The 13,432-nt window shown below is 69.3% G+C and carries 18 protein-coding genes; 13 read left to right on the top strand and 5 right to left on the bottom strand.

Annotated features, from left to right (window positions below; all coding sequences use genetic code 11):
- Window positions 1-147 precede the first annotated feature (147 nt).
- Window positions 148-1,062, top strand: a complete 915-nt coding sequence (locus JJ691_RS41830; protein ID WP_211764982.1) for a GNAT family N-acetyltransferase — start codon at window positions 148-150, stop codon at window positions 1,060-1,062.
- A 9-nt stretch (window positions 1,063-1,071) separates the two neighbouring features.
- Here the strand turns inward: JJ691_RS41830 and JJ691_RS41825 are convergent, their stop codons facing one another.
- Window positions 1,072-2,004, bottom strand: a complete 933-nt coding sequence (locus tag JJ691_RS41825) for a TIGR03621 family F420-dependent LLM class oxidoreductase (protein WP_211764981.1) — start codon at window positions 2,002-2,004, stop codon at window positions 1,072-1,074.
- Window positions 2,005-2,176: 172 nt separating this feature from the next.
- Here JJ691_RS41825 and JJ691_RS41820 point away from each other — a divergent pair, with 172 nt between their 5' ends.
- Window positions 2,177-2,632: a hypothetical protein gene (locus JJ691_RS41820; RefSeq protein WP_211764980.1), complete on the top strand. Its 456-nt coding sequence runs from the start codon at window positions 2,177-2,179 to the stop codon at window positions 2,630-2,632.
- Window positions 2,633-3,543: 911 nt separating this feature from the next.
- Here JJ691_RS41820 and JJ691_RS41815 read toward each other — a convergent pair.
- Together JJ691_RS41815 and JJ691_RS41810 are read right to left on the bottom strand one after the other, a co-directional pair.
- Window positions 3,544-4,308, bottom strand: a complete 765-nt coding sequence (locus JJ691_RS41815) for a GntR family transcriptional regulator (RefSeq protein ID WP_249227363.1) — start codon at window positions 4,306-4,308, stop codon at window positions 3,544-3,546.
- Window positions 4,309-4,457: 149 nt separating this feature from the next.
- Window positions 4,458-4,607 carry a hypothetical protein gene (locus JJ691_RS41810; protein ID WP_211764979.1) on the bottom strand — a complete coding sequence of 50 codons (150 nt, stop codon included), beginning with the start codon at window positions 4,605-4,607 and terminating at the stop codon, window positions 4,458-4,460.
- A gap of 95 nt (window positions 4,608-4,702) precedes the next feature.
- On the opposite strand from JJ691_RS41810, the gene JJ691_RS41805 reads away from it, so the two are divergent.
- Window positions 4,703-4,912: a hypothetical protein gene (locus JJ691_RS41805; RefSeq protein WP_211764978.1), complete on the top strand. Its 210-nt coding sequence runs from the start codon at window positions 4,703-4,705 to the stop codon at window positions 4,910-4,912.
- A gap of 18 nt (window positions 4,913-4,930) precedes the next feature.
- Here the strand turns inward: JJ691_RS41805 and JJ691_RS41800 are convergent, their stop codons facing one another.
- Window positions 4,931-5,875: an NAD(P)-dependent oxidoreductase gene (locus JJ691_RS41800; RefSeq protein ID WP_249227362.1), complete on the bottom strand. Its 945-nt coding sequence runs from the start codon at window positions 5,873-5,875 to the stop codon at window positions 4,931-4,933.
- Entirely contained in the window at window positions 5,872-6,711 is an 840-nt protein-coding gene (locus tag JJ691_RS41795) for a GntR family transcriptional regulator (protein ID WP_211764977.1), read from the bottom strand. Before JJ691_RS41795 ends, JJ691_RS41800 begins: the two co-directional genes overlap by 4 nt.
- A gap of 893 nt (window positions 6,712-7,604) precedes the next feature.
- On the opposite strand from JJ691_RS41795, the gene JJ691_RS41790 reads away from it, so the two are divergent.
- The 10 genes from JJ691_RS41790 (at window position 7,605) to JJ691_RS41745 (ending at window position 13,430) form a co-directional block, all read left to right on the top strand.
- A complete protein-coding gene (locus JJ691_RS41790) occupies window positions 7,605-7,916 on the top strand; it encodes a hypothetical protein (RefSeq protein WP_211764976.1) in 312 nt (103 codons plus the stop codon).
- Complete coding sequence (locus JJ691_RS41785; RefSeq protein WP_211764975.1) at window positions 7,916-8,380, top strand: DUF3307 domain-containing protein; 465 nt, start codon at window positions 7,916-7,918, stop codon at window positions 8,378-8,380. Before JJ691_RS41790 ends, JJ691_RS41785 begins: the two co-directional genes overlap by 1 nt.
- Window positions 8,380-8,823, top strand: coding sequence for an RRQRL motif-containing zinc-binding protein (locus JJ691_RS41780; RefSeq protein WP_211764974.1), 444 nt, complete (start codon window positions 8,380-8,382; stop codon window positions 8,821-8,823). The genes JJ691_RS41785 and JJ691_RS41780 overlap by 1 nt, the downstream gene beginning before the upstream one ends.
- Complete coding sequence (locus JJ691_RS41775; protein ID WP_211764973.1) at window positions 8,820-8,987, top strand: hypothetical protein; 168 nt, start codon at window positions 8,820-8,822, stop codon at window positions 8,985-8,987. Before JJ691_RS41780 ends, JJ691_RS41775 begins: the two co-directional genes overlap by 4 nt.
- 110 nt (window positions 8,988-9,097) lie before the next feature.
- A complete protein-coding gene (locus JJ691_RS41770) occupies window positions 9,098-9,343 on the top strand; it encodes a hypothetical protein (RefSeq protein WP_211764972.1) in 246 nt (81 codons plus the stop codon).
- Window positions 9,340-9,600: a hypothetical protein gene (locus JJ691_RS41765; RefSeq protein WP_211764971.1), complete on the top strand. Its 261-nt coding sequence runs from the start codon at window positions 9,340-9,342 to the stop codon at window positions 9,598-9,600. Before JJ691_RS41770 ends, JJ691_RS41765 begins: the two co-directional genes overlap by 4 nt.
- Window positions 9,597-9,926 (top strand): hypothetical protein, encoded by a 330-nt coding sequence (locus JJ691_RS41760; protein ID WP_211764970.1) that lies wholly within the window; start codon window positions 9,597-9,599, stop codon window positions 9,924-9,926. The genes JJ691_RS41765 and JJ691_RS41760 overlap by 4 nt, the downstream gene beginning before the upstream one ends.
- Entirely contained in the window at window positions 9,923-10,294 is a 372-nt protein-coding gene (locus tag JJ691_RS41755) for a hypothetical protein (protein WP_211764969.1), read from the top strand. Before JJ691_RS41760 ends, JJ691_RS41755 begins: the two co-directional genes overlap by 4 nt.
- The gene (locus JJ691_RS41750; RefSeq protein WP_211764968.1) at window positions 10,291-11,199 is read left to right on the top strand and encodes an ABC transporter permease; all 909 of its coding nucleotides are present in this window, start codon (window positions 10,291-10,293) and stop codon (window positions 11,197-11,199) included. The genes JJ691_RS41755 and JJ691_RS41750 overlap by 4 nt, the downstream gene beginning before the upstream one ends.
- An 11-nt stretch (window positions 11,200-11,210) precedes the next feature.
- Window positions 11,211-13,430: a hypothetical protein gene (locus JJ691_RS41745; RefSeq protein ID WP_211764967.1), complete on the top strand. Its 2,220-nt coding sequence runs from the start codon at window positions 11,211-11,213 to the stop codon at window positions 13,428-13,430.
- The last annotated feature ends 2 nt before the right edge of the window (window positions 13,431-13,432 follow it).

Genomic DNA, 13,432 nt, shown 5'->3' with positions numbered 1-13,432 from the left:
ATTTGCAGGCCCGACCGGCCTCTTGAAACGATTAAGCGGACAAAACGCCGGCAAATCGGACACTCGAACGCGTAGGTCACCCCCAGTATCGGTCACCCAAAGTAATGGCCGCGACTTCGCCGAGTCGTCAGTGTTGGATGACTCGACGTGGACATCGATGTCGAGCGCCAACACGCGGCCCGCCTGGCTCTGCTCGATCCCCTGCTGCCGACCGAGCCACCGCTGTCCGGCGCCTTGATCGCCACTGTCGGTGCCCTCGGCGCGCCCGCGTTCCAGGAGGTCGACCCGGCATCCCTGGACGCCACCTGGTCCGCCCTGCGCCGCCACTCGCTGTCCGTCCGCCTGGCCGGCGCCGACCTCGATCCCCTGCTCGAACTCTGGGAGTCGCACCTGGCCCGGGCCGTCGTCCCCGGCGACCTCGACTGCACCGCCCACATCACCTGGCCCAGCCGCGACACCGCCGCCGTGCCCGCCCTCGTCCACCACGGCTTCGCCCCGCTGATCGTCACCGCCGTACGCCGCGCCGGCGTCTTCGGCCCGACCGCACCCCAACCCGGTGCCGGCCCCACCCCAGGCCTCACCATCCGGGTCGCCACGAAGGCGGACTTGGATGCGTGTGTGGCACTCAATCTGGAAGTCGTTCGCTACGACACCCAGTTCGGCGTGATCACCGAGCGCCCGTCCACCGAGGCCGGACTCCGCCAGAACACAGCCGAGATGCTCGACCGCGACCGACCCTGCATCTGGCTGGCCGAGGTCGGCGGCCGGCCCGTCGGCATCGTCACCGTCGAACTGCCGCCGCACTCCGACTGGATCGCCGGCCGCGTCGCCACGGGCCCCGTTGCCTACCTCGGCCTCGGCGGCGTCCGCGCCGACCTGCGCGGCGGCGGCGTCGGCAGCGCCCTCGTCGACCACGTCCACCGCGAGCTCGACGAGGCCGGCATCGCCGCCACCCTGCTGCACTACGCCCTGCCCAACCCGCGGTCGGCGCCGTTCTGGTCCATGCAGGGCTACCGTCCACTCTGGACCAGCTGGTACCGCCGCCCGGCCCTGCGCTCCTGACCGCGATCGCTACCGGCCCGACAACGCCCGCACCAGCGGCGCGGCCGCCTCCAGTTCCCGGTCCGACACGACCAGATAGGACAGTCCGAGGCATTCGCGCCGACGGTGGGCCAGCTCCACGATGTGGTCGAGCGGGCCGAGGAACTTCGCCGGCATGTCCTCGACCAGGTCCGCCGCGCCGGCGCCCCAGCCGCGCTCGACGGCGTACCGCTCGGCCGCGGCGCGCGGGTCGTCGGCCAGGTCCACCGACACCACCGAGCTGATCTCCACGTTTCGGCCCTCGGCGCGAACCAAGTCCGCCTTCGTTGCGAATGCGCTACTAAGTCGCTCCTCCATGGCGTCGGAGATGGTGCCGCCAGGCAACGTCTTGGCGAGGATGCCGACCGTGTCCGCTTCCCGCCCGGCCAGCCGCAGCATCCGCGGACTGCCGGCCCCGATCAACACCGCCGGCGCCAGGTCCACGGCCGGATAGTTGGTCACGCCGTCGATCCGATAGTGCTCGCCCTCGAACCGGACTTCCTTGCCCGCGAACAGTTCCTTCACCAGCCGCACCGACTCCTCGAGCCGTCCCACCCGCACGCCCGCCCGGTCGAAGGCCATACCCGCGGCCTCGTACTCGACCCGCAGCCAGCCCGCGCCCAAGCCCAGCTCGAACCGCCCGCCGGACAGCTGCTGCAGCGTCGCGGCCTCCTTCGCCAGCATCACCGGGTGCCGGTAGTCGTTGTCCAGCACCAGGGTTCCCACCCTCAGCCGGCTCGTCGCGGCGGCCGCCGCCGCGAGCCCGATCAGCGGCGCCACCTGGTCCCCGAACGGCTCCGGCACGAAGTGGTCGCGCAGCAACACCGTGTCGTAGCCCAGCTCCTCGGCCCGCCGCGCGGTCGCCGCCACTTCTTCGACGCTGCCCGCCGTCTCCGCCAACACCCCGAATCGAAATGCGCCCATGACCCGATCCTGACGTCCCCGCCCCGCACCCGCTGGCGGCTTTCCGCCGTCGCGTTCCGACCCCGACTTGACACGCTCCCACCTGCGCAAACACCGCTAATCAAGATCGCCAGAAACGCGCTCGGAGCGACCATGCGCCCGGTCGTCCTAGCGTGGCGGCCGGAGGTCACGTATGCGCACAAGCGTCCAAATCAGGGGCGAGGAAGAGATCGGCGACCGCAGTTACGCCGTCCACGTCCAGATGGACACCGAGGTGTCCGTCACCGTCGAACTCGAGGCCCAACTGCCCAACGGGGCCGTTGTCGCCGAGGGCAGCTTCATCCTGCCGGTCACCGATCTGATCGCCGCCGGGCAACTCATCGAGGCCACCCTGCGGGGTCTGGCCACCGTTCGCGACGGCGGCCGCATGTCGTCGAAGTCACGTCCCGCCCCGGCCAACGCCGGCACGCCCTGGAGTCCCGAGCAGGACGACGAGCTCCGTCGCCTGTGGACGGAGGGCCGCAAGCCCATCCCCCAGCTCGCCCTGGACTTCGCCCGCAGCCGCGCCGCGATCAAGGCCCGGCTGAGCCATCTCGGCCTCAACCCCGACACCCCCGAACAGCCTCGCCCGGAGATCACAAACCCATGACAACACTCGAACTCATGTTCGAACGCGTGCTATGGTTGCTCTCGTGGCCGGCGTCATTGGGAGGGGAAGCCCCAGGCGCCGGCCATCTCACATCTCCCCATCTGACGCCCACCCTTCCCCCACCCCGGCGCGCCCCACACACCGCGCCACCCCTCAGCTCCCACGCCGCCAACCACGCATGGCAGCCGCTTGCCTGCGACCGCGGAAGCTGACCCACCACCGCGCGGGCTAACCCAAAACCGCCGCCGTGCCGCACGGTCAGCCCCATCGAGCCGTGCCAGCCGCACCCTCGCTCATCCATAGTCCGAAGTGGACCAGGCACAGTCGCCGGCGCCGTTGCCACTACCCCATCGCTGACAACAGAGCCCTGATCCACCACGCCAGGGCGCACAGCCCGAAGCCGGATCCCTCAACCCGCCCCAGCACACAAAGAGACCGCCGCGAAGCCAGCGGCTAACAACCCACCTCAACACACCTCTGGCGCGAGAGCGAGGCCCAACCCGAGTCCTCCCACCCACCTCACGGCACCATCAGAGCGAGGGCGAAGCCCGAAGCCGAACCCCATCACCCACTCACCCGCACGAAGGCGAGAGCCAAGCCGGAGGCCGACTTCCCCTCACTCCCGCACCGTCAACTCACACGACCCTAAAAGCCGGAACGGGGGTGCAGGGGGCGGAGCCCTCCTGCCTCGGGGTCTGGGGCGGGAGCCCCAGAAAAACGACGAGCGGGCTATGTCTGTGCTTTACAACAGACATAGCCCGCTCATCCCGCACGTGCCAGGTGAAGGATTTGAACCTCCGAAGCTTTCGCGGCTGATTTACAGACCGCCATCCAGACCCGCCCTGAGCTGCGGTTTTCCTCTCTCAGTGGCCAACCTGGGCAGCCATTTGGCACAACGGGCGTACGGGCGGCTAGCGCGCAGGGATCTCGTAGCCCAGCTCGTAGCGGTCAGCAGCGAGGATCATGTCGTTGACCTCCAACGCCACGCCGTCGGTGTTGCGGGCGATGCGGGTCACGTGCAGGACCGGCACGCCTTCGGCCAGTTGCAGCGTGCTGGCTTCCTCGGGCGAGGGCATCCGGGCGCGAACGATCTCCTCGAACGGGGCGAACTCGTGGCCAGCGTCTTCCAGACGGGCGTACGCGCCGCCAGGTCCGGTGTTGGTCTCCTCGATCAGCGTCCCGCGCGTGAACTGGCGCGGCAGCCGGGACACCGCGAGCTGGACGGCCAATCCGTCGGCGCGCATGACGCGGTCCCGGACGGTGACCTCGGTGCCGGGGTCGATGCCCAGTAGTTCGGCGGTGCGTTCGTCGGCCGACTCGAACCGAATCTTGACCGTCGTGGACGGCGTGAACCCGCCGGCTGCGGCGTCGCCGAGGAACGCACCCTTGTTCTCCTGCCGGGCGGCCTTGGACAACCGGCTCCGGGACAAGCGTTGCACCGTGCGCGGCGGAGTCACGAACACGCCCCGGCCATGCTGGGCGTACACGACACCTTCGGCGCGCAGCAGTCCAACGGCGTCGCGGATGGTCGGGCGGCTGACGTCGTAGGTGGCGGTGAGGTCCTGCTCGCTGGGTAGCTGAGCACCGGGCGCGTACTCGCCGCTGTTGATCCTCTCGCGGATGTCGGCCGCGATCTGCCGGTATGCGGGCACACCGGACCGCTTGTCGATGACCACGGTGGCACCTCCCTGGTCAGCATGTCTGGACGTCCTCACAAGCCTACGTCTACCCGCGACATGCGGGTTGACGCGTCTTGACCGGTTTCGGGCATGGTGCCAAGCTGGTCAGAACTTGTAAAGACGAGTACACGTTCTGACAAGTGGAGTCAGACATGGATGCCGGAGCTGGGGCCGTACTGGTCGTGATGGGCATGGCCGCCCTGATCGCGGTTGTTGGCGCGCTGGTCGAGTTCGGCCGCCGACGGCGCGAACGCCGACAGGTCGTGTCTGCCCAGCTCAGCAAGGTGAAACGGCACCGCGTGGCACCCACCAAAGCAGCCGCCGACCCGGGGTGCGGCTCCCCGGACGCCTCCGGGTCGGCGGCACCCCACCACGACCACAGGGACGCGCGATGAGCCACGACCAGGTGCAGACCGAGCAGCGAGCGCGGCAGCAGCGGGCGCTGACGCACTTTCACTTCGCCATGGCGTACTTGTCCGTCGGCGACGTGCCCTCTGCGGACGACTACTTGCTAGACGTGCGGTCCCGCGACGGCGACGAGATGTACCGGTCCGTTCTCGACATGATCGCCATCCACACGAACACGCCTTTGGAACCGTGACGAGCAGTCACGGTGTGATCATCGCGAAAAGGCGACGTTCGACGGCGTTTCCCCGCGAGCGAGCATGGCGACTTGCTTGGCAGCGACTTCGTAGCAGAGCCGGTTAGTCCCCGGGACGGTTCGCGCAGAGTGCGGGCTGACGATGATGCCCGGGCAGCTCCACAGCGGGTGGTCCGCCGGCAAGGGCTCAGGGTCGGAGACGTCGAGCGCGGCGCGCACGCGCTGAGTGCTCAGCTCCGCAACCAAGGCATTGGTGTCGACGATGCGGCCCCGGCCGGCGTTGACCAGCAGTGCGCCGTCCGGCATTGCGGCCAGGATCTTGGCGTTGATCAGGCCCTCGGTATCGGGGGTGAGCGGGCAGATGACGACCACGATGTCGTGCTCGCTGACAAGGTCGGGAAGGTCGTCGACTCCGTGCACGCCGGTGCGGGCGGTCCGACCAACCAGGGTGGCGGTCGCACCGAACGGCGGAAGCAACTGGGCAACCGCCAATCCAATCGCGCCGGCACCGAGTACGAGCACTCGTTTGCCGCTCAGCGTCTCAAAGTCTGTACCGGGAAGCCGGTGAGCCCAGGTGCCTTGGTCCTGGTAGCGAATCAGCGCAGGCCAGCGACGATAGGTAGTCAAAATCGCCGAGAGGATCCACTCGCTGACCGGGGCGGCATGGGCGCCCCGGGCGTTCGCCAGCATCACGCCGGGCGGGACATGCGGACTCCACTCGTCGATCCCGGCGCTGAGCAGCTGCACGAGCCGGAGGTTCAGCAACTGCTTGACCAGTGGGATCGGGCGTTCGCTGCCACGGTAAGGCGGCAGGAAGACTTCGGCGGTGCGCTGCTGGTCAGACAGGCCTGCGGCGGTCGGGTCGTATGGGACGACTTCGATGCCGGGCACCTGGCTAAGCAGGCTGACGCCGACCTGGTCATCCGCCTCGCCGCTGACCAGCACGCGCAACATGGTGCTCATGCCGTCACGGTAGCCAGCAGCTGCTCAGCCTGTTCCTGCAACGGTCGAGCGTTTGCGGAGTTGCTGATGATCGTGTGCTCGATCGCCGGCTCAAACGCCAGGTTGAGGCCCTTGACGTAATCGTCCCAGTTCGCGAGCTTGGAGGCGTCGCGCGCTGCTCCGCGATGCCGGATATACCGGCGCATGGACTCGGCGTCGCAGCGGACCCAGATTACGTGCAGGTCGGCACCCAGGCGAGCAAGGTTGGCGGCAGTCCGGTCACACCAGGTGCGGTCCGCAAGTTCGAGCGCAAACGGCGCGGTGACGATGGCAGAGGTCCCGCATTCGACGTTCTCCATCATGCCGGCGATCAGCGCTTCATACTCGGCGGGCCGGATGGACTCCCGGTAGAGCGTCGACTCCCGATCGTGCGGTGACTTGCCAAGCAGCTCCAACGCCTGCTCCACCACCGGACGCGTAGTGGTGTCCTTGTCGAGCATCGGCCAGTGCGTAAGCCTCGCCAGAATCCTGCCCAGCTCCGTCTTTCCGCTTCCCGCGTAGCCGCCAACGAGCAACACCTTCGGCCTGCTGGGAACGCTGAGATGGACACGTGGCGGGAAGTTGACGATGCGGCCCGCCCGTGGCTTGCTGATGATCAGCTCATCGTCCGCGAGTATGTCCATCGCGCGACTGATCATCGCTGGCGACACACCCCACTCAGCCGCGAGTTCCTTCGACGTTGGTAGCGGCTGACGGTGAGCGAGCCGACCAGCCTCAATCTCCGTCCGGACGTGGTGCGCGATGGCAGCCGCGGTTGGCTTCGCGGACCTTGGGACGTCCCCGAGGTTCGAATCCATCTGAGCCAGCGCTCCCTTCAGTAGCGAGTCAACTTGACCCAAACCGTACCAGGTGGGTCGCAGATCAGGCCAGGTCAAGCCTGCCTACATGGTCATTTTGCAGGGCAAACGCGACCAGTTTCACAACCACTGTTGACTCAAGTTGACTCGCGTTGGTACGTTCTGACTCACGTTGAACCGGAGTGAACCGGATCACCTCACTGGAGGAGATCCACCGCCCCGGCCGTTCTTTGAGAACTGCATACGTTCCTGGATTCAGCGACTGGGCATAGGGGCTGACAACGGGGACGGACCGCACGGCGAACACGGCCGGCGACCACACCGAGTGGCCCGCCGCTGTACTCGCTAGGTCCGTCTAAACCGGAGGGACATCCCGACACGTTCGGGCCGGTCCCACAAGGTGCTTAAGCCTTGCCGCACAGAGCTTTCTGTGCGTTGACAAGCGGTTGCCCAACTCGCTGCGTGTGCATGGTCCCGACGGGAAACCGTCGCGACACCCCAACCCGTGCGCCTGTCCGAAGTGGACGTATCGCAGCTGTTCTTTGAGACCTCCATAGCGTTCAAGCGGCCTGCCCGTCAGTCCCGCCAGCCGCCCCCACCTCGGGGGCAGCCGCCCCCATCTCGGGGGCTGGCTGTTCAGCCTCCACCGTGCACGTAGGGGCTGGCGGGCCGCCGCTCCAGCCGCGATTGCGGCTGGCTCTCCGGTGAGCCGAACCGGCGGCAACTACCGCCGGAGAGCACTCCAACACCAGACGCACCCGTTGGGTGCCGTTCCTCCGCACCACACCCGCCCTCGCGGGTCGCCCGCCGGCTCGCCGGCCGGGACTGCGGAGGTTCGGGAACCAACGGCACCGCCCGGTTCCTGTCCCCTTCGACGCAAGGAGCTCCAACCCATGCACGCCAACGACTTCCCCGGCATCGACGACATCGCCGAGCCGACCGACGCCGACATCGCCGCCATCGACGACTCCGGCACCCTGACCACCCTGGACGCCGAGTTCCACCACCTGATCAGCCACCCGAAGCTGTCCGCCGAGTTCGCCCAGCTGCACGAGCCGCAGCCGGTGAAGACCACCGCACTGCTGGACGGCTCCGCCCGCGCCCGCCGTGACCGCCGCATCGCCAACCGCGCCCTGGACAACACCGTCCGCGTGCTCAACGTCCACCACGAGCCGCCCGCCGTGACCGGTGAGGCGGCCGCCTGATGAACATCACCGCCGCTGTCACCTTCGCCGTGGTGCTGGTCGCCCTGCTGGTGACCCACAACGTGGCCGACCACTGGATCCAGACCCATCACCAGGCCTGCACGAAGGGCATGGAGGGCTGGGTTGGCCGGTGGTCCTGCGTCCGTCACGTGGCCACCTACACTGCCGCCACGGCCGGCGTGGTCGCCGTGCTGGCCGCGCTGCACCTGGCCGAGGTCACCCCACTCGGGTTCGTGCTCGGTCAGGTCGTGTCCGCCGTGACGCACTACTGGGCCGACCGGCGCAAGCCGCTGCTGGTGCTGGCCGTGCTGGTCGGCAAGCGCGACTACTACCACTTCGGCGCACCCCGCCCGGGCCACGACGACAACCCCGGCGTCGGCACCGGGGCCTACACCCTTGACCAGGCCTGGCACTGGCTGTGGCTGCTGGTCGCCGCGCTGCTCACGGCGCTGGTCGGTGCGTGATGGCCCGCAAGGTCCACCCCATCGTGCAGATGCCGGTGGCGTGGTCGCCGTATCCGGAGTTCACCCACGGCACCGAGGGCGGCTTACCGCTGCTCCCGTACGGGTGGGCACCCCCGACGCTGCTGGCCACGTTCCGGCAGCTGCGAGCGATGGACCTGCGACCCGACGGCGCTGACCCGGTCGCAATGCTCTACGGCTACAGCAAGCGTGGCGGCCGGCAGTGGTTCGCCAAGCTCTACCTGATCGCCGCGGCGAAGCCCGTGCGGCCGATGACTCCGGCCCGCTGGCACGCGCTGAACCTGGCCAACCTCGCCCGCCGCGAGTGCCCGGGCTGCCACCGCGCCCGCGACTACGTCATCCCACCCACGTTCGGCAAGTGCTTCCCCTGCGTGGAAGCCGCCGAGAACCCTTCCACCACAACAGATTCAGGAGTTGCAGCATGAGCGGCAAGTGCAGGTGTGGAGACACCGCCACCCACGCCTACGGCTCGCTGAGCGTCTGCGCCGGCTGCTACCAGACGCACGCGGCCATCGACGACAGCCCCAACCGCATCCCGCGTGACTACGACTGGTCGACCGAGATGGACGCCCGCCAGCTCAACGACTGAGTGCCCCGGCCCGGCAGTCCTCCGGCCAAGAAGTGCCTGCCGGACCGGGGTTCTCACACCCCCACCGATCACCTGATCAGAAGGGACACCTAGTGTCTCGCACCCTCGTCATGCCCACGACGCCTGTCCGGTCGGACGGCCTGTGGTGGGGCACCTGCCCCCGCTGCCTGGAGATCCACTACACGCTGACCACGGACGGCCTGTTGCCGGAGCACCCGGTGCCCGGCTGTGGCCCCGGCCGGCCGACCTGCGTCGGCTCCTACGCGCTGCCGCTGCCGGGCAGCGTCGAGCCGGCCCAGACCTGCTTCAACGCCACCGGCAACTACGGCGTCGTGCAGATGGGAGCGGCCGCGTGAACACCCGCGCATCCTTCGCCGGCCTGACCACCCCGGCCGTGATCGTCTACGGCTTGCTGACCCTGCTGACGCTGCTGGTGCGGGCGCTGACCACCGGCGCGGCGCTGGCCACCGAGCTGGGGGAGCGGTTCGTGCAGGCCGGTGAAGCCGCCTGCGCCGCCGCCAAAGCCTCCGGCGCCCGCCCACCCCAGTCGCAACCCGGGTTCCACGGCACCACGACGCGCGCCTACAACGCCGCGGCTGGGGGTGCCCGATGACCCCACACACCATGCTGCCGGTCCTGCTGGTGGCCGGTCTGGTCGTGCTCGTGCTGGTCGTGGTCGTCCGGCTGGTGTGGCGACGTGCCCGCGCCGCGGCGATGCGGTCGATCGTGACCGGCCGGTCCGGCGGTGGCTCGCTGCTGGGCACGCTGCTGGTCGCCGCCGTGGTGGTCGGTGTGCAGTGGGCGGTGGCCGTCCACGACCCCAACCCTCGGGTGCTGCTGGCCGTGTTGGCCGTGCCCGCGCTGTTCGCCGGAGCCTCGCTGGCCCGGCTGGTGTCCGGCTCGACCGTCCGTAGTGGACGGAAGGGGGCGCGGCGATGACTGGGCTCAAGCTCGCTGCTGCCGGTGTCCTGGTTGCTCTCGCCGTCGGCGGGGCCGCGAACAGCTGCGCCGTGCTCGACGCAGCCACGCCGACGCCGGCCGCACCGACCACGACCGGGGGCAAGCCGACCTGCACGCAGGCCAACAGCTTCGTCGACTTCTTCACCCGTGACTGCGTCGAGCCGGCACCGGACCCGGCCAAGCCTTACCCGACTACCGAGTTGGACAAGAGCGACGGCGGCCAGGTGCCGGAGTTCCTGCCTGGCGGGTACGAGGCCTTGTGTGACCCCGCCACCGGCTCCATTCAGGAGCTCCGTCCCGACACCCCGGACACCCGGGCCAAAGCCGCTAAGGAGTGTGCCCGATGAGCAGCGCCTTCCCGCGCCCGGTTGACGAGTTGGTGCCCGCCGTCCAGAAGTGGGCCACCGAGCTGGGACAGCTCCCGTCCCGCAACAAGATCAAGCAGCGGTTCCGGATCGGTGCGGACAAGGCCAACGCGGTGTTGGCGGTCCTGTCCGAGACCGGGTTCGATCCCACCGGCCCGACCGGGCACGCCGGTCCGGCTGCAACCGCAGGGGCGGGGCTGCACCTGGTCCCGTCGCCGGCCGACACCGAGCCGACCGCCGACGCCGGCCATGGTGAAACCGAGCCTGACTCGGATCTCTCTCCGGTTGCAGCCGAGACGGAGCCCGCCGCCTCGGCCGAGCCCGACCCGGTCACCGACACCCCATCCACCCCCGAGGCCGTGCCGGTGGCCGATGGGCAGGTCAGCGACGCCACAGACCCGGGTGTCACGTCCCCTCCCACCACGGCGCGACCGGGCGGCAAGGGCAGGAAGTGGCTGCGCCAACTCGCGCTGCTGCCCATGGCGCTGTCCGCGTTCGTGGCCATCTGGGGCGGCTGGGTCGGACTCGGCGAGATGACCGGGTTCGGCATCATCCACCCCCTGCCCGGCATCGCCGATTCGGTCCAGCTCAACAGCGCGATCACGCTCCCGCTGGGCGTGGAGGCCTACGCCGCCTACGCCATGCGCGTCTGGCTGGCCCGGATCGGCAGCAAGCGGGCCCAGAAGTTCGCCCGCGCCTCCGCGATCGGCTCGCTGGTCCTCGGCGGACTCGGACAGGTCACCTACCACCTGATGTCCGCCTCCGGGATCACCCAAGCCCCATGGGAGATCACCACGTTCGTCGCCTGCCTGCCCGTGGTCGTGCTCGGCTTCGGCGCGGCGCTGGCCCACCTGCAACACGACACCACCGAGACCACCCAGCAGTAAGGACACCCGCGATGAGCACCACCACCGTGACCGGGTTCCCGACCCCGGACGACAACGACACCCCGGACAACGTCCGGGTGCTGCGGCCGCAGGTCAGCGGTGCCGCAGACCCGGGCAAGGCACTGGCCCCGAAAATCTACGACGCTGAGGTCGTCGACGAGACCGCCGACGCCGAGACCGCCACGGACACCGCGTCGGGCGGGACGCTGGAGACCCGCCCGGCCGGCACCATGGTCGCCCGCCAGGACAAGACCCGGGCCGGTGACCCGCTGGGCAAGGCCGCCGCCCGCGTGGTCGGCCGCGCACTGTGGCAGTTCGGCAAGGGCCACGTGCACTGGGGCCGCCAAGCGTGGGCCGGCATGACGTTCGCCGTGATGCGCGAGCAGATCGCCACCGCCAAGGCCACAGGCAACCAGGAGGCGCTGCGGGAGTGGGTGGATCGCTTGGAGCACGCCAAGGCCGCGCGACGCGCCCGGTTGGTCGGTGCCCCGGCCGCGATCGCCGCCGCCGTGCGGGCGGTGCTGCTGACCGTGGTCATCCTCGCCGGTCTGCTGCTGCTGTCCGGGATCGCCTTGACTCTGTGGGCTGATTGGACCTGGGAGGACTGGTACACCGTGTTCATCGTGACCGGCGGGCACGTCGTGGTGCTCTCGGTCATGTCCGCGCTGATCGCCGGGCTGGTCGCCGCGCCGGTCACGTGGGCGATCGCCGCCTACCGCACGGGCGGGCGGGGCGAGCTGCCGCAGTGGGCGGTCTCTCCGGCCAAGCGTGAGGCTGAGTCCGCCATCGTCACCCCGGTCGGCATCGCCCAGGCGTTGGCGCACCTGGGAATTCCCGCGCTGTCCAAGGCCATCAAGGACGGCTGGTCGGTGCAGTTCTCCACGCCTCCGGTGCGGGTGAACAACCGCGGCTACCAGTGCGTGTTCTCCCTGCCCATGGGCGTCACCGCTGACATGGTCATCAACAAGCGGGAAGTGTTGGCCCGCAACCTCAATCGCGCCGTGATGGAAGTCTGGCCGACCGAGTCCGAGCAGGCCGGTTACCTCGACTTGTGGGTGTCCGACCCCGGCTCTGCCGGCAAGGGAGCGCCGGAGTACCCGCTGCTGCACGCCGGCACCTGCGACATCTTCGCCGGAGTCCCGCTCGGTGTGTCCCAGCGGGGCGACCAGATCAGCCCCGCGCTGGTCGAGGCCAACATCGTGTTCGGCGGCATGATGGGCCAAGGCAAGTCCAACGCGGCCCGGGTCAAGATGGCCGGCGCGGCGTTGGACCCGTTGGCCGAGCTGTGGGTGTACGTGTTCGCCGGCAACGGCGACTTCGACGCCTACCAGCCCCGGCTGTCCCGCTACGAGCGCGGCACTGGCGACGACGTGGCCGCCGCCGCACTGGACGCCTTGAAGGAGCTGTACGAGGAGGTCGGCCGGCGTGAGGCGCGGCTGGCCGAGCTGGGGGCGAAGAAGGTCACCCGGGGCGTGGCCGAGAAACACCACGACCTACGGCCGATCGTCGCGCTGTTCTCCGAGTGCCATGAGCTGTTCGGGCACCCGGAGTACGGCAAGGAAGCCGCGGACTACGCGGTGCAGACCCTGCGTCGCGCCCGCAAGACCGCCATCATCCTCGGCTTCGACACCCAGTCGTCGAGGGCGGACGCGATCCCGCCGAAGATCGTGGAGTTGGTCAAGCTCAACGCCTGCTTCGCCGTGAAGACGTGGCGCAGCAACGACGGCTTCCTGGGTGACGGCTCGTTCCAGGCCGGGATCCGGGCGACCGAGCTGCGCCCCGGCAAGGACCGAGGCACCTCGGTGCTCACCGGCGCGACCGAGGAGCGGTTCGAAATCCTGTCCTGGTACTACATCCCAGCCGACGACGAGTCCGGTTGGGACGCCGCCACGGACCTGATCGCACGGGCGATGCAGACCGTGCACCACTCGGTGCCGCTCGGTGTGACGCGGGCGGAGCGGCCGGCGATCGAGCAGGCCGACCACCTGGCCGACATCAACGCGGTGATGCGCGGGGAGAAGCGCGTCCGCACGCAGATCGTGCTGTCCCGGCTGGCCGAGCTGCACCCCGGCGTGTACGAGGGCTGGTCGTTCGGCGACCTCGCCGAGGCGTTGTCCGAGCACGGCATCGAGCCGCGCAAGTCCGACGGCGTCAAGGTCGTGCGGCTGGAAGACGTCCGCGATGCGCTCACGCAGCGTGACACTCGTGAGAGTGACGGCGAAGGGATCTAGTC

It is taken from the genome of Kutzneria sp. CA-103260 (genome assembly GCF_018263855.1).
Classification (GTDB): domain Bacteria; phylum Actinomycetota; class Actinomycetes; order Mycobacteriales; family Pseudonocardiaceae; genus Kutzneria.
Note: the sequence above shows the minus strand (reverse complement) of the source record. Positions and strands in the feature narration are given on the sequence as shown.